The organism is Marinomonas profundimaris, from assembly GCF_000508165.1.
Lineage (GTDB): Bacteria > Pseudomonadota > Gammaproteobacteria > Pseudomonadales > Marinomonadaceae > Marinomonas > Marinomonas profundimaris.
The window spans coordinates 38,158-56,320 of record NZ_AYOZ01000002.1 but is presented as its reverse complement, the minus strand read 5'-3'; the positions used below and the strand labels follow the sequence as shown (position 1 = coordinate 56,320).

At 43.3% G+C, this 18,163-nt stretch carries 19 protein-coding genes; 4 read left to right on the top strand and 15 right to left on the bottom strand.

From position 1 onward, the window contains the following. Positions 1-2 precede the first annotated feature (2 nt). From accD to D104_RS21490, 10 genes are all read right to left on the bottom strand, one after another. Positions 3-869 (bottom strand): acetyl-CoA carboxylase, carboxyltransferase subunit beta, encoded by an 867-nt coding sequence (accD, locus tag D104_RS21535; protein WP_024022715.1) that lies wholly within the window; start codon positions 867-869, stop codon positions 3-5. Between the two features lie 31 nt (positions 870-900). Beyond that, the gene (gene trpA, locus D104_RS21530; protein ID WP_024022714.1) at positions 901-1,707 is read right to left on the bottom strand and encodes a tryptophan synthase subunit alpha; all 807 of its coding nucleotides are present in this window, start codon (positions 1,705-1,707) and stop codon (positions 901-903) included. Further along, the gene (gene trpB, locus D104_RS21525) at positions 1,704-2,915 is read right to left on the bottom strand and encodes a tryptophan synthase subunit beta (RefSeq protein ID WP_024022713.1); all 1,212 of its coding nucleotides are present in this window, start codon (positions 2,913-2,915) and stop codon (positions 1,704-1,706) included. Before trpB ends, trpA begins: the two co-directional genes overlap by 4 nt. Then, positions 2,908-3,525: a phosphoribosylanthranilate isomerase gene (locus D104_RS21520; RefSeq protein WP_024022712.1), complete on the bottom strand. Its 618-nt coding sequence runs from the start codon at positions 3,523-3,525 to the stop codon at positions 2,908-2,910. The genes trpB and D104_RS21520 overlap by 8 nt, the downstream gene beginning before the upstream one ends. Continuing rightward, complete coding sequence (truA, locus tag D104_RS21515; protein WP_024022711.1) at positions 3,509-4,333, bottom strand: tRNA pseudouridine(38-40) synthase TruA; 825 nt, start codon at positions 4,331-4,333, stop codon at positions 3,509-3,511. The genes D104_RS21520 and truA overlap by 17 nt, the downstream gene beginning before the upstream one ends. Further along, positions 4,326-6,530 (bottom strand): FimV/HubP family polar landmark protein, encoded by a 2,205-nt coding sequence (locus D104_RS21510; RefSeq protein ID WP_024022710.1) that lies wholly within the window; start codon positions 6,528-6,530, stop codon positions 4,326-4,328. Before D104_RS21510 ends, truA begins: the two co-directional genes overlap by 8 nt. 147 nt (positions 6,531-6,677) lie before the next feature. Beyond that, entirely contained in the window at positions 6,678-7,439 is a 762-nt protein-coding gene (locus D104_RS21505) for an EAL domain-containing protein (protein ID WP_024022709.1), read from the bottom strand. 77 nt (positions 7,440-7,516) lie between these two features. Further along, a complete protein-coding gene (gene groL, locus D104_RS21500; protein WP_024022708.1) occupies positions 7,517-9,160 on the bottom strand; it encodes a chaperonin GroEL in 1,644 nt (547 codons plus the stop codon). A 62-nt stretch (positions 9,161-9,222) separates the two neighbouring features. Continuing rightward, a complete protein-coding gene (locus D104_RS21495) occupies positions 9,223-9,513 on the bottom strand; it encodes a co-chaperone GroES (protein WP_024022707.1) in 291 nt (96 codons plus the stop codon). Between the two features lie 127 nt (positions 9,514-9,640). Next, on the bottom strand, positions 9,641-10,111 hold the full coding sequence (locus D104_RS21490) for an FxsA family protein (protein WP_024022706.1): 471 nt from the start codon (positions 10,109-10,111) through the stop codon (positions 9,641-9,643). Between the two features lie 60 nt (positions 10,112-10,171). Here D104_RS21490 and D104_RS21485 point away from each other — a divergent pair, with 60 nt between their 5' ends. Further along, positions 10,172-10,495, top strand: coding sequence for an MGMT family protein (locus D104_RS21485; RefSeq protein ID WP_327024842.1), 324 nt, complete (start codon positions 10,172-10,174; stop codon positions 10,493-10,495). A 37-nt stretch (positions 10,496-10,532) separates the two neighbouring features. On the opposite strand, the gene D104_RS21480 is transcribed toward D104_RS21485, so the two are convergent. Then, positions 10,533-11,018: a YajQ family cyclic di-GMP-binding protein gene (locus tag D104_RS21480; protein ID WP_024022704.1), complete on the bottom strand. Its 486-nt coding sequence runs from the start codon at positions 11,016-11,018 to the stop codon at positions 10,533-10,535. A gap of 84 nt (positions 11,019-11,102) precedes the next feature. On the opposite strand from D104_RS21480, the gene D104_RS21475 reads away from it, so the two are divergent. Next, positions 11,103-12,050 carry a ketopantoate reductase family protein gene (locus D104_RS21475; RefSeq protein ID WP_024022703.1) on the top strand — a complete coding sequence of 316 codons (948 nt, stop codon included), beginning with the start codon at positions 11,103-11,105 and terminating at the stop codon, positions 12,048-12,050. Positions 12,051-12,083: 33 nt separating this feature from the next. Here the strand turns inward: D104_RS21475 and D104_RS21470 are convergent, their stop codons facing one another. Continuing rightward, positions 12,084-12,917 (bottom strand): CvfB family protein, encoded by an 834-nt coding sequence (locus tag D104_RS21470; RefSeq protein ID WP_031214434.1) that lies wholly within the window; start codon positions 12,915-12,917, stop codon positions 12,084-12,086. 79 nt (positions 12,918-12,996) lie between these two features. Beyond that, positions 12,997-13,560 carry a DUF1415 domain-containing protein gene (locus tag D104_RS21465; RefSeq protein WP_024022701.1) on the bottom strand — a complete coding sequence of 188 codons (564 nt, stop codon included), beginning with the start codon at positions 13,558-13,560 and terminating at the stop codon, positions 12,997-12,999. A gap of 229 nt (positions 13,561-13,789) precedes the next feature. Here D104_RS21465 and D104_RS21460 point away from each other — a divergent pair, with 229 nt between their 5' ends. Then, on the top strand, positions 13,790-14,992 hold the full coding sequence (locus D104_RS21460) for a DEAD/DEAH box helicase (RefSeq protein WP_024022700.1): 1,203 nt from the start codon (positions 13,790-13,792) through the stop codon (positions 14,990-14,992). Between the two features lie 94 nt (positions 14,993-15,086). Here the strand turns inward: D104_RS21460 and ribA are convergent, their stop codons facing one another. Both ribA and D104_RS21450 read right to left on the bottom strand, forming a co-directional pair. Further along, a complete protein-coding gene (gene ribA, locus D104_RS21455) occupies positions 15,087-15,695 on the bottom strand; it encodes a GTP cyclohydrolase II (RefSeq protein ID WP_024022699.1) in 609 nt (202 codons plus the stop codon). 97 nt (positions 15,696-15,792) lie between these two features. Beyond that, positions 15,793-16,266 carry an Lrp/AsnC family transcriptional regulator gene (locus D104_RS21450; RefSeq protein WP_024022698.1) on the bottom strand — a complete coding sequence of 158 codons (474 nt, stop codon included), beginning with the start codon at positions 16,264-16,266 and terminating at the stop codon, positions 15,793-15,795. Between the two features lie 194 nt (positions 16,267-16,460). On the opposite strand from D104_RS21450, the gene leuA reads away from it, so the two are divergent. Next, positions 16,461-18,149 (top strand): 2-isopropylmalate synthase, encoded by a 1,689-nt coding sequence (leuA, locus tag D104_RS21445; protein ID WP_024022697.1) that lies wholly within the window; start codon positions 16,461-16,463, stop codon positions 18,147-18,149. The last annotated feature ends 14 nt before the right edge of the window (positions 18,150-18,163 follow it).

Below are 18,163 nucleotides of genomic sequence, written 5' to 3'. Positions count from 1 at the left end.
AATTATGCAACCTTATTGGTAAGCAAAGACAATATGTTGTACAAACGATCGCGTATTTCTTCACGCTTGATGATCATATCCAACGCGCCCTTGTCCAACAAAAACTCACTACGTTGAAAGCCTTCAGGCAATTTTTCACGTACCGTCTGCTCAATCACTCGAGGGCCAGCAAAACCAATCAATGCGTTTGGCTCTGCAACATTCAAATCACCTAGCATTGCCAAAGAAGCCGATACACCACCAAAAACAGGGTCTGTCATGACGGAAATATAAGGAATGCCTTCTTGTTTCATGCGCTCTAAACCCGCGCTGGTTTTTGCCATTTGCATCAAAGAGATAAGCGCTTCTTGCATACGAGCGCCACCCGATGCTGAGAAACAAATAAGCGGAATACGTTTTTCTAAACAAACATTAACGGCCTGAATGAAACGTTCACCAACAATCGCACCCATTGAGCCACCAAGAAAGCTAAATTCGAACGCAACAGCCACAACAGGCATTCCGTTTAATTCACCTTGCATTGCAACCAAAGCATCTTTTTCACCCGTTTTCTTTTGAGCATCAACAATACGGTCTTTATAACGCTTCGTATCTTTGAATTTCAATTTATCTTCTGGCTCAAGGTGCGCGCCAATTTCATGACGGCCTTCTTTGTCTAAGAAAATATCCAAACGGCGACGAGCACCAACACGAAGGTGATGATTACATTTTGGGCACACATCCAAGTTTTTCTCTAACTCTGGACGGTACAAAACATTTTCACATTTTGGGCATTTTTTCCAAAGACCTTCAGGCACGGTGCCTGCTGTACCGCGCTTTGATTCACTACGCACAATGGAAGGTACAAATTTATCTAACCAGCTACTCATTTACTTCTCCATATTTCTCGTTTGCTGCCGCTTAGGCGTCCATTTCACTACGCATGGGTGACAAAATGGCCCCTAGAGCGTCAGCTATAAATTCTTTTTGATGATCTTTATTTTCTGCAATAGCGTTTACTAAAACACTGCCTACAATCACACCATCAGCACATTTACTGACGGCGGCTGCGGTTTTTGCATCACGGATACCAAAACCGACACCAATAGGCAATGCAGTAATCGCACGCAATGAATCAACATGTTTTTTGACACTGTCGACATCCAATTCAGCCGATCCTGTCACACCTTTTACCGAAACGTAGTAAACATAGCCTGATGCTAGATCACAAATTTTCTTTGCGCGTTCCGGCGTTGTCGTTGGCGACAGCAAATAAATAAGATCAATCTCGTTGTCTTGGAAGCATTCTACTACATCTGTCGCCTCTTCAGGAGTCAGATCCACTAATAAAATACCATCAACACCCGCTTCTTTTGCCGCATCTGAAAATGCTTGATAACCAAAAAATTCAATCGGGTTTAAATACCCCATCAATACAACAGGCGTTACCTTATTGGTTTCACGAAAATCAGCGATTATTTTCAAGACTTTCTTTGCACTGGTACCCGCTGCCAAGCTACGCTCGCAAGCCAACTGAATGACTGGACCATCGGCCATCGGGTCCGAAAAAGGCATCCCAATCTCAATTATGTCTGCTCCAGCCTCAACCAAAGCATTCATCATTGTTACAGTGTGATCTGGAGAAGGATCGCCCGCGGTAATATACGGAATGAGCGCTTTTTTGCCAGTTTTTTCTAAGTTTTCGAAACATTGTTTAATGCGACTCATACTTCAATCCCGTCTAATTCAGCAACAGTAAGAATGTCTTTATCACCACGACCTGAAAGATTAATCACTACGATCTTATCTTTCTCCATCGTCGCCGCTAATTTCATACCGTAAGCAACAGCGTGACTCGATTCAAGCGCAGGCATAATGCCTTCCAAACGAGTAAGATCTCGAAAACCGTCCATTGCCTCATCGTCATTAATTGCCACATAGTTAGCACGACCAATATCTTTGAGCCAAGCGTGCTCTGGACCAACGCCCGGATAATCCAAACCGGCTGATATTGAATGTGTGCCAATGATTTGACCATCATCGTCCGCCATTACGTAAGTACGGTTGCCATGCAACACACCTGGACGACCAGCTGACAAAGGCGCCGCATGACGGCCTGTTTCAATGCCATCACCACCTGCTTCAACACCATACATAGCAACACTTTCATCTTTAATGAAAGGATGGAACATACCAATGGCATTTGAGCCTCCGCCAACACAAGCAACAAGCGCATCTGGTAGACGACCTTCTTGTGCGAGACATTGCGCCTTGGTTTCACGACCGATCACCGCTTGAAAATCTCGAACTAATTTAGGGTACGGGTGTGGACCCGCTGCAGTACCAATAATATAAAACGTATCATCAACATTGCTTACCCAATAACGCATCGCTTCATTGAGCGCATCTTTTAACGTTTTGGTACCCGATTCGACTGGAATGACTTCAGCGCCCAATAATTTCATGCGATAAACATTCAGCGACTGGCGACGAATATCTTCTGCCCCCATGAAAACCTTACACTTCAACCCCAAACGCGCAGCGACCGTTGCCGATGCAACACCATGCTGACCAGCTCCCGTTTCGGCAATAATATTTGGCTTCCCCATGTGCTTAGCAAGTAACGCTTGGCCAATGGTATTGTTAATTTTATGCGCACCAGTATGGTTTAAGTCTTCACGCTTCAAATAAATTTTTGCGCCGCCAGCCTTTTCTGTAAGACGTTGCGCGAAATACAAAGGCGATGGACGACCAACATAATGCGCTAGGTCATAATCAAATGCCGCTTGAAAGTCACTGTCTTTTGATAGTGCTTCATACATTTTGGTCAGGTCGTCTAACGCCGACATCAATGTTTCCGAAACAAACACACCACCATAGGGACCAAAATGACCATGAGAATCAGGTAAATCTAAATTAATATCTTTGCTATCCACATTTTGCTCCACTAATAAATTCTTGAACCTTAGGCTCACTCTTAATGCCTTTAGACAATTCAACACCACCGCTCACATCTACAGCATACGGTGCAACTTGCTTAATCGCTTCTTTAATATTTTCGGGCGTGAGCCCTCCTGCCAATACAACCGGCTTAGGCAGCTCACCAGGAATAAGAGACCAATCGAAAACCTCTCCGGTTCCTCCCGGTACGCCTGCTTTGTATGCATCAAGCAATATCGCAGTAGCACTTAGAAAACCGCTCACCAATGCCGCTACATCATCGCCTTTCTTAATTCTAAGGGCTTTCATATAAGGGCGCTGGTAAGACACGCATTCAGACTCACTTTCCGTGCCATGAAACTGGATCATCCAACGAGAACTGCCTTTTATCACAGAATCGATGACGTCCGAGTTGGCATCAACAAACAATGCGACAGGGGTAACAAACGGAGGCAAGCTGGCAACAATAGAATTGGCGGTTTCAGGCGTGATATATCTCGGGCTCTTTTCATAAAACACAAAACCCAACGCATCCGCACCATAACGACACGCCATCTGCGCGTCTTCATGATTAGTAATTCCACAGATTTTAACTCGACACGTCATAATCAGACTCTTCTACATAAGGTAAAAAATGAGGCCCCAATTGACAGACAGGAACATTAAATGAATCAGGGTATTGTACATCAACAAAATACAAGCCTGTAGGTGGTGCGGTAATTCCTCCTTTGGTGCGATCTTTTGCATCCAAAGTAACTTTCGCCCAGGAAACAGGCTTTTCACCAGCGCCGATTGACATCAACACGCCCGCGAAATTTCGAATCATATGATGCAAAAAAGCATTCGCCCTAACATCAAGCACAATATATTGACCTATCTGCTGAACATCAAAGTTTAGAATCGTTCGGATGGGGGTATTGGCCTGACAACCAATCGCGCGAAAGGAGGAAAAATCATGAGTACCCAGAAAAACGGCGGCCGCTTCTTTCATCTTCTCAACATTAAGTGTCTTATACGTCCATGTTACACCATTAGCCAGTATCGCTGGGCAAAATGCAGACTGATAAATCACATACCGATAACGGCGACTTAATGCACTAAATCGTGCATGAAAATCATCAGCAACATAACGAGCAGCAACGACTCGAATATCGGAAGGTAGGTAAGTATTTACGCCCAACGTCCATGCGCGATCATTTCTCTCAACATCTGTTTCAAAATGAACAACCTGAGCACTCGCATGAACGCCGGAGTCGGTTCGGCCGGCACAAATCACCTTAACAGGGTGATTTGCGATAACCGCCAATGCTTTTTCTAAATTTTCTTGAACACTTGGTACACCATATTTTTGTGCTTGCCAGCCCTTATATTCAGAGCCATCATATTCAATAACCAGTACAACTTTTTTAGTCACTTGGGAACATTCGCTCCATCATATTTTGCGCTTCAGCAATTTGTTTTTCATTACCCGACTCAATGACATCTTCAAGGATAACTCTAGCACCCTCTTCGTCACCCATATCCATATAAGCCCTAGCCAAATCTAATTTTGTCGCCACTTCGTCGCCGCTTGCATCAAAGAAATCAAACTCTTCTTCATCATCACTGACTTCTTCATCCTCAGCCGCTTCAGCCTCACCAAAAGAAGGTACCTCAATTTCACTTTCGACGTCACCCTCATTCGCTTCAGCCAACGACTCTTCTATCGAACTTGCTAGCGCATCGTCCGACATGCCGCTAAAAATGGCAGACTCATCAACATCTTCTTGCTCTGTATCGTTCAACAAGCTAGAAACGAAAGACTCTTCTTCGCTTTCAACTTCTTCTTCCACACTCGCTTCAGGTTCAATTTCTTCCGCCGTCATTGTTGGAATTTCATCCTCAACAACCGCTTCTAATTCGTCTAACATGTCTTCTTCAGAGACATTGATTTCTGGCTCAGGCAGATCATCAACGCTATCAAAAGAAGCGAAGATATCATCTGGATCATCGAGATTTTCATCTAATGCACTCTCAAGCTCACTTTCAGGGTCTTCAGAAAGGTCAATCTCTTCTTCTATTTGATCAGGCATATCAACCGAAGCAATATCTTCGTCAAACGAGCCGAAATCATCTAGGTTATCGTCTTCATCTGGGGTATCAAAATCAAATGCAAACGGATCCTCTTCTTGAAGCTCTTCTTTCTCCTCCACCTCATCAGCAACATATTCTGCTGCAGCAACAGCGGCGACAGGCGCTACAGCTGCCGAAGAAGAAAGATCAAATTCATCCTTTTTTGACTCAACAGGCTCCTCTTGCTTTTTACCGGCTCGACGCATCACCATGCCAATCAAGAACCCTAGCAACAATAAAACAACGGCCCCAATCGAAACAACAATTGGGCTACCGAAAATTTTGTTCATCAATGAGTCAGCTTCTGCTTGCTCTTTCTCTCTACGAATTTGATCGGCTTCTAAAAGCTGGTCAACCGTATTTTTTTGCTCCTGCAGAGACTGCTGCGCACTGGTAAATTGCTGCTGCAAATCCGCCATTTGTTTGTCTTTCAAGCTAATCAGCTTTTCAAGCGTCGCCAGCTGATTATTTAAATCACTTAGTTTCCCAGACAATTCACCTTTTTCTCTGCGCTCTTTGTCTAACATTTCTTGTGAAGCAGACAATTCGCCTTGCAAAGCGTTCAAAGCCGCACTGTTATCATCACCTGCATTTGAGCTTGCCACATTTTCAGGTAAAACACTTTGTCCGGATGCAAGGGTAAGTTTATCCCCCCCCTTTTCAACACCTTTAGACGCGCCTTTTGCTTTGGCTTGTGTATTTAATTGGGCTTGCTCTACCGAAGATTTACCTTTTGCCCCTTTAAGCGCCATCCAAGCATCATGCTGGCGCTGGAACTCTTCTTTTGAAATAGACTGATTGAAAAGCGCTATTTGATCCTGCGTCGGCAAACGCAAAATAGCCCCTTCTTTTAAAAGGTTAATATTATCAGAGTAGAATGCATCTTTATTAAGCGCTTGTATCGCCATCATTGTCTGATAAATAGTGAGCTGATTTGTTGGGCGATTCTGTCCAGCAATAGACCAAAGCGTATTGCCTTTGACGACATTCAGCTGACCTTTCGTAGACATTTTCTCCGCAGACAGGGTCGCTTGACGAAATACAGAGCCTTTAGATGCAGATGTAACGGGTGCGGATTGCACTACTTCATTTTGAGATTTTTTAACCAAAGCGGATTGATTAAGTGGCGTTTGATACTCCCTTACCACTTGACCACTTGGCCAACGAGCAGCAAGAATAAAATGAAGTTCATCCACTCGAAGAGGACTGTTAGAAGATACCGCCACAATCAAATCACCACCCTCACGAGTGACATCAAATTTAAGCTGAGACAAAACTCGAGTTGGCGCAAATCCAGCCTGTCGAAATTCACTCTCACTGCCCAAACGAATTAAAATATCATCGCTTGTTAGTGTCCCGACATCGGTGAGTTCAATTTTACCGCGGTAAGGCTCATCCAAATTTGATTGAGAGGTTAACTCACCCAGCTCTAATGCGTAACTGCTGGACACATAAAGCGCGCCTGATACAGCAATACTAACGAGGGTTTTTCTGAGCATAAGCTTCCCTTTATCTACAAAAAATGGACATAAATATCTTATCAAGTATCTTACACAGGTGAGCATTTATCAATAGCTTTAGAATCAATGGTTTGCACTTAACGCAAGAGAGGTTAAAAAAAGCGAAAAGTAACACACCATCTGGCACTAATAGTTTAAAAATTGACCTCGAAAATAAAAGCCCTGCACAAAATCAACCCCAATGCGTCGCGCAAAATCCAAGTCAGCCTCTAATTCGACCCCCTCTAACACCACCCGCTTACCTGTAGCGTGCGCAAAATCAATTATTTTAGAAACAAATACCATAAAATTAGCATCTAATCGCTTTTCTAGCACACACTTATCTAGCTTCACCCATTCCACCAACTGCAACACAGCAACCGACAGCATCGATTTTGGATTGCACAAATCATCCAACGCAGTTGATACGCCAAGCTGATTAAAAACCTCAATCATAGACAGACTCATTAACGCATCACTCATCTCGGAGTTTTCTATCAATTCCACCACAACCCTATCGCGATCATCATTCTGAATCAGTTTAACAAAAGGGTTATCCTCAACACTCTGCCCACAAGCATAAAAAGCATCCTGATCGAGGTTCACGAACACTTTTTCATTACTAGAAAGGCCGCCAAGTTGAATCTTTTTTTGCGCCAACTCGACTTGAAACAACAGCAAAGGGTTGTCGTGTAGCGCGGCATAAACATAATCTGGGCGAATATAATCACCACCGACCGTCCTGAACCGAGAAAGCGCCTCATAAGCAAAAATGTCTCCCGTCTTCAACTCAACGATAGGTTGATACTCCACACCAAACCGCTTCGCTTCTACCAACTCCAACAACACTTTTTGCGACAACACACTCATTAATAAAATCCCGCCAAAATAATCGATAATGAAACTCATTAACAGTAAGTTTAATTATAAAAAAAAACCCCGCTAAAAAGCGAGGTTTTCTTTCATTTCAATGAGTTAGAGAGAAATTACATCATTCCGCCCATACCACCCATTCCACCCATGCCACCCATATCAGGCATAGCAGCATCATCTTTTGGCACATCCGCAATCATGGCTTCTGTTGTGATCATAAGACCCGCAACAGAGGCCGCTGCTTGAAGCGCCGAACGAGTCACTTTTGCAGGATCAAGGATGCCCATTTCCAACATATCGCCGTATTCGCCAGTGGCTGCGTTGTAACCATAGTTACCTTCACCCTGCTTCACTTTGTCTACAACAACAGACGCTTCAGCACCCGCATTTGTAACGATTTGACGCATTGGCGTTTCCATTGCACGAAGAGCAAGCGCAATACCAACGTTTTGGTCTTCATTCTCGCCTTTCAAATCAACCACTTTAGTCAGTGCACGAACAAGAGCAACACCACCACCAGCAACAACGCCTTCTTCAACGGCTGCACGAGTAGCATGAAGCGCATCATCGACACGCATTTTCTTTTCTTTCATTGCCAATTCAGTAGCTGCACCGATTTTGATAACCGCAACACCGCCTGCCAATTTAGCCACACGCTCTTGAAGTTTTTCTTTATCGTAATCAGAAGAAGAGTTCGCAATTTCTGCACGAATTTGCTCAACACGACCGGTGATATTAGCTGCAACACCAGCACCATCAACAATGGTTGTGCTTTCTTTTGTCAAAGTAACACGCTTCGCTGTACCTAAGTGCTCAAGAGTCGTTGTTTCAAGACTGAAACCAACTTCTTCAGAAACTACGGTAGCACCTGTCAAAATAGCAATATCTTCTAGCATCGCTTTACGACGATCACCGAAACCAGGGGCTTTCGCCGCGGCCACTTTCACAATACCGCGCATTGTATTCACAACCAAGGTTGCCAATGCTTCGCCTTCAACGTCTTCTGCGATAATCAACAAAGGACGAGACGCTTTAGCAACGCCTTCCAATACTGGTAGCAAATCACGGATATTAGACACTTTTTTATCAACAAGAAGGATAAATGGGTTTTCTAATTCAGCGCTCATTGTCTCTTGGTTGTTGATGAAGTAAGGAGACAGGTAGCCTCGATCAAACTGCATACCTTCCACAACATCAAGCTCATCATCAAAACCTGAACCTTCTTCAACAGTAATAACGCCTTCTTTACCAACGCGCTCCATTGCTTCTGCAATAATCTTACCCACAGATGAATCAGAGTTAGCAGAGATAGTACCCACTTGCTCTACTGCACGAGTATCTTTACAAGGCGTAGAAAGTGCAGCGATCTCTTTAACTACTGCCGCAGCTGCTTGATCAATACCACGTTTAAGGTCCATTGGGTTACGGCCCGCCGCAACCGCTCTCAAACCTTCAGCAATGATTGCCTGAGCAAGCACTGTTGCCGTTGTTGTTCCGTCACCAGCTACATCATTGGCTTGAGAAGCAACTTCTTTCACCATTTGTGCGCCCATGTTTTCAAACTTATTTTCAAGTTCAATTTCTTTGGCTACGGTAACGCCGTCTTTTGTCACAAGCGGTGAACCAAAAGATTTTTCAATAACAACATTGCGACCTTTTGGCCCTAATGTCACTTTAACTGCGTCTGCAAGAACATTGACACCTTTCAGCATTTGCTGACGAGCACTGTCTCCGAATTTAACTTCTTTAGCTGACATGTTTTATACCTTTAAATAACTGTTTCAAATGTTACAAATCGAATACGAACTACAAAGACAAATTAGGCTTCAACAACGCCGTAGATTTCATCTTCTTTCATGATAAGCAGTTCTTCACCATTGATTTTAACTGTCTGACCTGAGTACTGACCAAACAAGACAGTATCACCAACGCTAACAGCCAACGCCTGAACGTCACCGTTAGATTGAATACGACCAGTGCCCACAGCCAACACTTCGCCTTGCGTAGGTTTTTCTGTAGCAGAACCAGGCAATACGATACCAGATGCGGTTGTTGTCTCTTCTTCTTTACGGCGAACAACGACACGATCGTGCAGAGGACGAATATTCATCAATCATTTTCTCCAATCAAAACAATACCAGGATTCCCCTGGCAGGATTAAAAACTCGTGATATACACAAGAATCTCTATCGGCTTTATATACGGCTAGTAATCCGTATTTCAACCCAAGCAAAAAATTATTTTTTATCTATTAAATCATTATCTTCATTAGCATATTCACCTTCAATGATATCGCCCTCTTGTTGAGGCGCATAACCCGGACCACCACGCCATTGGTTACCACGAGCCATCATCGAACTAATAAACTTAACAATCAAACCTGCGGCAAACAATCTTCTTAATGACGGGATTAATAGCAGCGCACCAATGGCATCAGTGACAAAACCAGGAATCAACAGACACAAACCGGCAAAAATAAGCATCAAGCCTTCAGCCACTTCTGATGCTGGTAATTCACCACGGCGCATTTTCTCTTGCGCTTTTAAAGACGTTTCAAGCCCTTGCTTACGGATCAATGTCACGCCTACAATAGCCGTGAGAAAGACCAAACCAACCGTTGCTAGCGCACCAATTTCACTACCGACTTGAATCAACACCGTCATTTCGACAATGGGCACTAGGATAAACAGTAATAGAGCAAATCTCATAAACACCTTCTTTATTTCATTCTTGAATTCGATTAATGACTTCTATTTATGGGCAAACTTGTGACTAATCAAGCGATGGATCATTTTAAATATCAAGTATTCCTTACTTTGCACGATGTAAAAAAGGGTGAATGCATTGCTTATGGTGAATTGGCGAAAAAAGCAGGTTTTCCCGGCTACGCTCGTCAAGTGGGGCATTTAATGAAAAACCTACCCAAAGACACCAAACTGCCTTGGCACCGAGTCATTAATTCACAACAACGAATCAGTTTCGCAGAAAACACGGATGCCTACTTAAGACAAAGAGCGAAACTTGAACAAGAAGGCTGGACAGTAGTCGGGACAAAACTTACCGTAAATGAAAAAAAGGAAGGTAGTCGATGAAACACAACACCACCTTCCTTATATTGAGCAGAAAAACTTAATCTCTGAAGTTTGTAAACTGCACTGGCTGCGCTAAATCAGCACCACGCAACAATGCCATAACCTGCTGCAATTCATCACGCTTCTTACCTGTTACACGCAGTTGATCACCTTGAATTTGCGCCTGAACTTTTACTTTACTCTCTTTGATCAATTTGACGATTTTTTTCGCCTCATCCGTTTCAAGGCCCTCTTTCATTCTGACGGCTTGTGACGCTCGCATGTTGCCTTTTACAACGGATTCTTTTTCCAAACTTTTTAAGTCGATACCACGATTAACCAATTTTTGGTTTAAAATATCAGACATCTGACGAAGTTGAGGTTCCGCCTCAGCCTCCATCACAACACTGGTTTTATCTTTAATTTCGTAGTTTGCTTTAACACCTTTAAAATCATAACGAGTTGTAATTTCTCGGTTAGCTTGATCCACGGCATTACTGACTTCGTGCCAATCTAGCTCAGATACTACGTCAAATGATGGCATTTTCTGCTCCTTTGCATTTTCAAACATGTATTTTGGGGCGATAATAGCAGGGATTGAAATAAAACACCTAATGGAAACCTATTTATGAAGAACACGCCTTGGCTAGTCATTGGCGCTGGCGCCATCGGTCTTTTTTGGGCCTGTAAGCTCGAAGAACTAGGCTACAAAGTTCACCTAGTGTACCGATCAGAGAATCCAGGTAAAAAAATCACACTGGAGTCACTAACCAATGAAAATGGTGATCAGCAAATTACGGTTTCCAAACATAAGATAAAAAGCGTTGCCGCAAGCGAACTGACAGACACTTATGACAAGGTGTTACTTTGCACAAAATCCTTTGATTTAAAAAATGCTTTTTTACAAGTGGCTCAACACATTACTGACGATGCAAACATTGCATGTTTATGTAACGGCATTGGCGCTCAAGAAGAGCTACAGAATGCGTTATCAGAAAACCAAACGCTCTGGGCAGGAACAACCAGTGAAGGGGTTTTGAAAATTGAACCAAATCACATCAAACACACAGGATTAGGAGACACTTACTTCGGTGAATGGCAACCATCCATACCAGCCAAAGCATTTCCAATTGATGGATTAACCGTTACCAACATTCATCAAAGAATGATCGAAAAACTGGCCGTTAATGCGGTTATTAATCCAATTACAGCAATCTTCAGCATCCATAATGGCGATATTTTAAACGATGAATTCAAGCCATTGGTCAATGCAACATTATCCGAACTGGCGAGTGTATTTTCACACCCAAAGTTTAGCTATGCTGATCAAAGCCAACATTTAACGCCTGAAAACCTCAAAAATCGTGTCAATACCATTGCTCAGCTGACACGGCTCAATCGCTCATCTATGCACGAAGACATCCGATTACAACGCCAAACGGAAAACAGCTTCATATCAGGATTTCTACTGAACAACAGCCCAATAGACTTACCTATCCAACAACTTCTCTATAATGGCGTCGCTTTTCCAGAGCAACGTGAAGAGACACAAAAAAAGCTGCTAAGTATCACTTAGCAGCTTTATTAAAACGTCAATCGGTACCAACACCTATATCTTCGTGATCTTTTCTTTTGTCAGCTGGATCTTTTTCTCTTTATACAATGCGCCAATCGCTTTTTTATACGTCGCTTTACTGACTTTAAAGACAGCGTAAATGGCTTCTGGCGAGGCTTTGTCTGTCAAAGGCGATTCACCACCCTGCGCATCCAAATACTCCAAGATATCATCTAAAATATTACGTACTTTTTTATAGCCGACTTCTTGAAGACTTAAGTCAATCTTGCCATCTTCGCGCATCTGCTTGATAAATCCGGTGGTTTTTTCACCTTTACGAAGCTGTCTAAAGGCATCTTCAAAAAACAAAACCCCCCAAAAGCGATTATCGATAACACACTTAAAACCGATATTCGTTTTATCACCAATGATGATAGATACTTTATCGCCCACTTTATAAGGTGCTTCTTCACGGTTTAACAGCGCATCGACTCGTGTTGTTGCCACGATTCGATTGGTGATGTTATCCAAATAGATGAAAAGCAAATGTGTTTCACCCTCTTCCACTCGATTTTTTTGCTGACTAAAAGGCACCAACAAATCTTTTGGCAATCCCCAATCAAAAAAAGCGCCAACCTGATTCACGGCAATCGCCGTTAACGCGGCAAATTCACCAACTTGCGCTTTCGGAAACTCGGTTGTCGCAATGAGCTTGTCATCCGAGTCTAAGTAAACAAAGACCTCTATCGTATCATCGACCAACAAGTCTTTTGGTACGTAACGTTTTGGCAACAAAATTTCGCCGAGGTCATCCGCGTCTAAATACACACCAAAATCTTTTTCTTTTACGACTCTTAATGTATTTAAGCGTCCAATTTGAGTAGCCATGAATTCTCCGGCAAGCAATTTTTTTCGCACTATACGCACTTCATTCATAAGCGCAATACAGGCAGGTTTAAATGACAAATTAGTCGTTATTTTCTGTTCTCATACAAACAGCAAACATATCGTCTAATTTCGATTTTCCAAGCGTTTCCATTTTTTCAATATTTTGATTGGGTATTTCAGAGGTATCACCATAAAACTCAATCGCTTTATCCACACTCGCCTCTCTTAAAAGATGCAGCATGGGATAAGGGGAACGATTGGTGTAATTCGAAACATCGTCTGACTCCGCTCCAGAAAAACAATAATCTGGGTGGAACGTCGCCAACTGATAAACCCCTTCGCAACCTTGATCAAACATGAGATTTTCGGCCGCATCCACAAAGTCCAAATAGCGATGAAAATCTTTGAATAATGTAGGGAAAACCAGCAATGTCGTTTCTGTTTCAGGGTGCTCATCTAGCCATTGCACTTCCGCCATCAACTCTTCCAACGCCACATCCATTTTTTTAGAACGTAGCACCATGCAGCGCACACTGTCTCGCTCCATTTCACGTTTAGCAAAAGGGCAAACATTTAACGCCACAATGAATTCTTTTACCCATTTCATGGTTTGAGCAGTAACCAACTCATCCGATAGCAGCATAACGTGTCTTCTTATGAATATTTTTTTGTATTTTAGAGCAAAGCGCACAAAGGGTCTAACTTATCAGGCCATCAACAGAGGTTTCGATTTCGAATCCCCAGAAAACAAGGTATCATGAATCACAATACAGTCCTTATAGTGGTTTACGACCATTTTCATTATGATAATCATAGTCAATTTATGACATTCATAGATGGTTGTGCCATTTATCCCGTTACAGAGAGTTTACATGTCATTTGCTGATTTAGATTTGGATTTCACCATAGAACAAGCCATTAGCGATCTTGGCTTTGAGACCGCAACAGAAATCCAAGAACAAGCCATTCCGATCGCTTTAGACGGTTCTGATCTTCTTGCTACTGCACCAACAGGTACAGGAAAAACCATTGCCTTTTGCGCACCGGCTATTCAGCACATTCTTGATCGAGACGAACAATCTACAACGGCACCGAAAGTGCTTATCTTGGCACCAAGCCGCGAGCTGGCTCGCCAGATTTACAACGTGGTAGAGCAACTGACAAAACACACTCGAATCCAATCACACCTTATTATCGGCGGCACGCCATACGGCATGCAGCAGCAACAATTGAGCGAACCATGCGACATACTTGTTGCTACACCAGGCCGACTGGTTGAACTGGATGAGAAACAATGGCTTGATCTTACTGATGTGTCTTATTTTGTCATCGACGAAGCCGATCGTATGCTGGATATGGGCTTTGTAAACGCCATCAACCATATTGCGAAAGAACTCCCACAAGAACATCAAACGCTCATGTTTTCCGCCACATTAGAAGGCGAAAAAATGGGGCGCTTCGCTAGCGCACTTTTAAACAACGAAACGCAGCAAATTCGCTTGGGTGAATCCTCTCGAACAGTGCCTAGCCAAATTCGTCAATCCGCTTATCGCGTAGACAGCGAAGAACACAAAGAAGCGATCTTGAAACACCTTCTTACACAAGAACGCGTTCAACAAGCCGTTTTATTTGTTTCAAACCGGGAACATGTGGATGTTTGGGTACAACGCATTCGTAAAATGGGCCTGATGTGTGACGGTTTACACGGCGAAATGAAGCAAGGCGACCGAAGTGAACACATGAAGCAAATGAAGCGCGGTCGCTTGCAAGTATTAGTCGCAACCGACGTCGCGTCTCGTGGCATTGACCTTCCTGAAATCAATACCGTGATCAATCTTCGCTTACCACGCAAAGCGGATTCTTATATCCACCGCGCAGGACGCGCCTCTCGTGAAGGTGCACCGGGCGAATGTATTTCGTTAATCGACATCAACGATTTACCAATGATCGAAAAAATTCAACGTTTCATGCAAGCCAACATTAAATTTGGCCGCATAGAAGGCCTTGAACCAAAAACGAAAGCTCGTTCACCGAGCGCGAAAAAGAAAAAGAAAAAACCCGCCCCAAAGAAATAAAACGTCAATTGACGAAAACAATAAAGGCGCCCATTTGGCGCCTTTATTGTTTCTTCTCAACATGAACGATCACACACGCATTATTAAATAAGCATCAATCGAACTTGAGTGTGTGTAACTTGCGTTTAGCCTTCGTTTCTAGATACAAACGATTATGCTGATTCACATGAACTTTTGTTGGGACCAACTCCGCAACGTCAATACCATGCTCAGTCAATTGCTGTGCTTTGTCTGGATTATTCGTTAACAACCTTACCTTTGAAACGCCAAGTGCCTGCAACATTTTCGCCGCGATACCAAAATCACGGCCATCATCAGGAAGATGCAGCATTTCATTGGCTTGATACGTATCGTAACCTTGGTCTTGTAGCGCATACGCCTCTAGCTTTGCGTACAAGCCAATACCTCGGCCTTCTTGACGAAGATAAAGAATATAGCCGCCTTCTTCATTAATACGATCAATCGCTTCGTCTAATTGCTCACCACAATCACAACGACCCGAACCAAATACATCGCCCGTTAAACATTCTGAATGCAAGCGAACCAATGGCGCAACGCCGTCCTTTTTCACCTGCTTTCCTTCGAAAAATATCCCTATGTGCTCTTTGCCGGAATCGTCTCCGTTAAAGGAAATAAATTCCGCCATCACGTCGCCCGCCCTCACGGGAATCATAACTCGACGCTTTATTGTTAAATCACTCATACTGCTTCTCTTTATAGGGATTTTTACTTCACTAAGTATATCGCCCATTTATTTGGTCAAATGCAAAAATATCAATGCTAAATAAGGAAATAAGCCACTAAACCAGGTGATCAAGTGGCAATGACGTACGATTTATTATTCTTCGTAATAAAAAACTGGAATGAACACCCGTTACACCAGCGATGCGCGTCAATCGACCAAGAAGAAACTCCTGATAGCGCTCCATGTCCTCCACCACGACTTCCAGTAGATAATCCGCCGATTGCCCCGTGACCAAGTTGCATGATTTCACTTCTGGATACGATTCCAATAGGGACTCAAACACCTCAAAGCGATCTGGTGTATGTCTATCCATGCTGATCTGAATAAACGCCGTTAACTTCAAACCCAATTTTTTTTCATCTAACAAGGTCACACTTCGATCAATAACGCCACTCTCTTCCAGCGCTTTCACACGCCGCAAACAAGGCGATGCTGAAAGGCCAACTCGATCGGCCAATTCTTGATTCGTTAAGCTAGAATCTTGCTGTAATTCTCGCAAAATATTCAGATCGATCTTATCAAATCCCACTTAAAGCACTCCTCACTGCCAAAATTAACAACCATGACGCAATATAATGCTATTTTACTTGATATTTCCATAAAAAAACGCAATCTTTTACCCAATAAAATTCGCTATGATAGAAACATAGAAGAACACTCAACCAAGTGAGTTAAATAACAACCCGAGCTTACCAGCTCTATAACATGAAGAAGGGAAAGATCATGACATCTTTTGACCACACCGCTTTTAACCATAAAAAGTACACGCCGTTTAAGCCTGTCTCAATACAAAACCGTACTTGGCCAGACAAAGACATCACCAAGGCACCTATCTGGTCCAGCGTTGACCTGCGTGATGGCAACCAAGCATTGGTAGAACCGATGACTGTGGAACAAAAGAAACAATTTTTCGCCCTACTGGTTGATGTAGGCTTTAAAGAAATTGAAGTCGGCTTTCCTGCTGCGTCTCAATTGGACTTTGATTTCGTACGCTGGTTGATCGAAGAGGAACAAGTACCTGACGATGTTTACATTCAAGTATTAACACAGGCACGTCCTGAATTGATTGCTCGCACATACGAATCGTTGAAAGGCGCTAAAAAAGCCATTGTTCATGTTTATAACTCAACGTCCACAACACAGCGCGAGCAAGTGTTTCGTATGGACATGGAAGGCATCAAGCAAATCGCCGTTAATGGCGCGAAATGCGTTAAAGAACACGCTGAAAAGCACCCTGAAACAGAGTGGGTTTTCCAATACTCACCTGAAAGCTTTACTGGGACAGAAATCGACTACGCAATCGACGTTGTAGACGCTGTCGCGGAAGTCTGGCAACCCACACCAGACAACAAGATCATTATCAATTTACCGGCCACCGTGGAAGTATCTACGCCTAACCGTTATGCCGACCAAATTGAATATTTCTGCCGCAATGTCAAAAAACGCGACAGTATGTTTATCAGCCTTCACACACACAATGACCGTGGATGTGGTGTGGCAGCTGCGGAACTGGGCATCATGGCTGGCGCGGACCGCATTGAAGGCACATTACTTGGTAACGGCGAACGTACAGGCAATATGGACATCGTCACAATGGCGATGAACATATACAGCCAAGGTATTGATCCAGAGTTAGCGTTGGGCGATATGGACCGCATCATCAGTGTTGTTCAAGCTTGCACTTTATTACAAGTTCACCCGCGACATCCATACGCAGGCGAATTGGTGTTCACCGCTTTTTCTGGCTCCCATCAGGACGCCATCAAGAAATGCTTGGCGAACCAAACCGACGACAAACCTTGGGACGTCGCTTACTTGCCTATTGATCCTCGTGATGTGGGTCGCAGCTACCAAGAAGTCATCCGCGTAAACAGCCAATCTGGTAAAGGCGGCATTGCTTATACACTTGAGCAAGAATACGGCTTAGCATTGCCTCGTTGGTTACAAGTGGAATTCAGCCCAATCGTTCAGCAGTTCGCAGAAAAAGACGGCGGCGTAGTAAACGCAGAATCGATGAAAAACTTATTCGAAAGCAGTTTCATGACGGGGACAACACCCTACCAGTTGGGCAAATATGACCTTGCGAAAGACGATGTTGATACAGTGAATGCTGAATTAATTGGCAACAATACCTCGATCAAAATTTCAGGCGATGGCAATGGTGCACTTTCTGCCTTCAGTGAAGCTTTGGGCAAACACTTTAATATGCGTGTTGATATCATCCAATATCAAGAGCACGCCTTGACTGTCGGCAGTGACTCACAAGCGATTGCCTATGTTCAAGCGAATATTAATGGTGATCGTTTCAACGGCGTGGCGATTGATAACGACATTGTTTCAGCCTCCATTCAGGCATTATTAGCAACTGTTAACCAGAAGATTGATCAAGGTAAAAACGCCGCTGTTGCGTAATTAACCATAAGTTC

Bases quoted from the DNA above. Each gene is read 5' to 3' on its own strand.
- D104_RS21460 (WP_024022700.1), top strand. From the start codon at position 13,790: ATGTCATTTGCTGATTTAGATTTGGATTTCACCATAGAACAAGCCATT.
- D104_RS21520 (WP_024022712.1), bottom strand. From the start codon at position 3,525: ATGACGTGTCGAGTTAAAATCTGTGGAATTACTAATCATGAAGACGCG.
- D104_RS21490 (WP_024022706.1), bottom strand. From the start codon at position 10,111: ATGAGATTTGCTCTATTACTGTTTATCCTAGTGCCCATTGTCGAAATG.
- accD (WP_024022715.1), bottom strand. From the start codon at position 869: ATGAGTAGCTGGTTAGATAAATTTGTACCTTCCATTGTGCGTAGTGAA.
- trpA (WP_024022714.1), bottom strand. From the start codon at position 1,707: ATGAGTCGCATTAAACAATGTTTCGAAAACTTAGAAAAAACTGGCAAA.
- leuA (WP_024022697.1), top strand. From the start codon at position 16,461: ATGACATCTTTTGACCACACCGCTTTTAACCATAAAAAGTACACGCCG.
- D104_RS21480 (WP_024022704.1), bottom strand. From the start codon at position 11,018: ATGCCATCATTTGACGTAGTATCTGAGCTAGATTGGCACGAAGTCAGT.
- D104_RS21505 (WP_024022709.1), bottom strand. From the start codon at position 7,439: ATGAGTTTCATTATCGATTATTTTGGCGGGATTTTATTAATGAGTGTG.
- groL (WP_024022708.1), bottom strand. From the start codon at position 9,160: ATGTCAGCTAAAGAAGTTAAATTCGGAGACAGTGCTCGTCAGCAAATG.
- D104_RS21465 (WP_024022701.1), bottom strand. From the start codon at position 13,560: ATGCTGCTATCGGATGAGTTGGTTACTGCTCAAACCATGAAATGGGTA.
- D104_RS21510 (WP_024022710.1), bottom strand. From the start codon at position 6,530: ATGCTCAGAAAAACCCTCGTTAGTATTGCTGTATCAGGCGCGCTTTAT.
- ribA (WP_024022699.1), bottom strand. From the start codon at position 15,695: ATGAGTGATTTAACAATAAAGCGTCGAGTTATGATTCCCGTGAGGGCG.
- D104_RS21475 (WP_024022703.1), top strand. From the start codon at position 11,103: ATGAAGAACACGCCTTGGCTAGTCATTGGCGCTGGCGCCATCGGTCTT.
- D104_RS21470 (WP_031214434.1), bottom strand. From the start codon at position 12,917: ATGGCTACTCAAATTGGACGCTTAAATACATTAAGAGTCGTAAAAGAA.
- D104_RS21495 (WP_024022707.1), bottom strand. From the start codon at position 9,513: ATGAATATTCGTCCTCTGCACGATCGTGTCGTTGTTCGCCGTAAAGAA.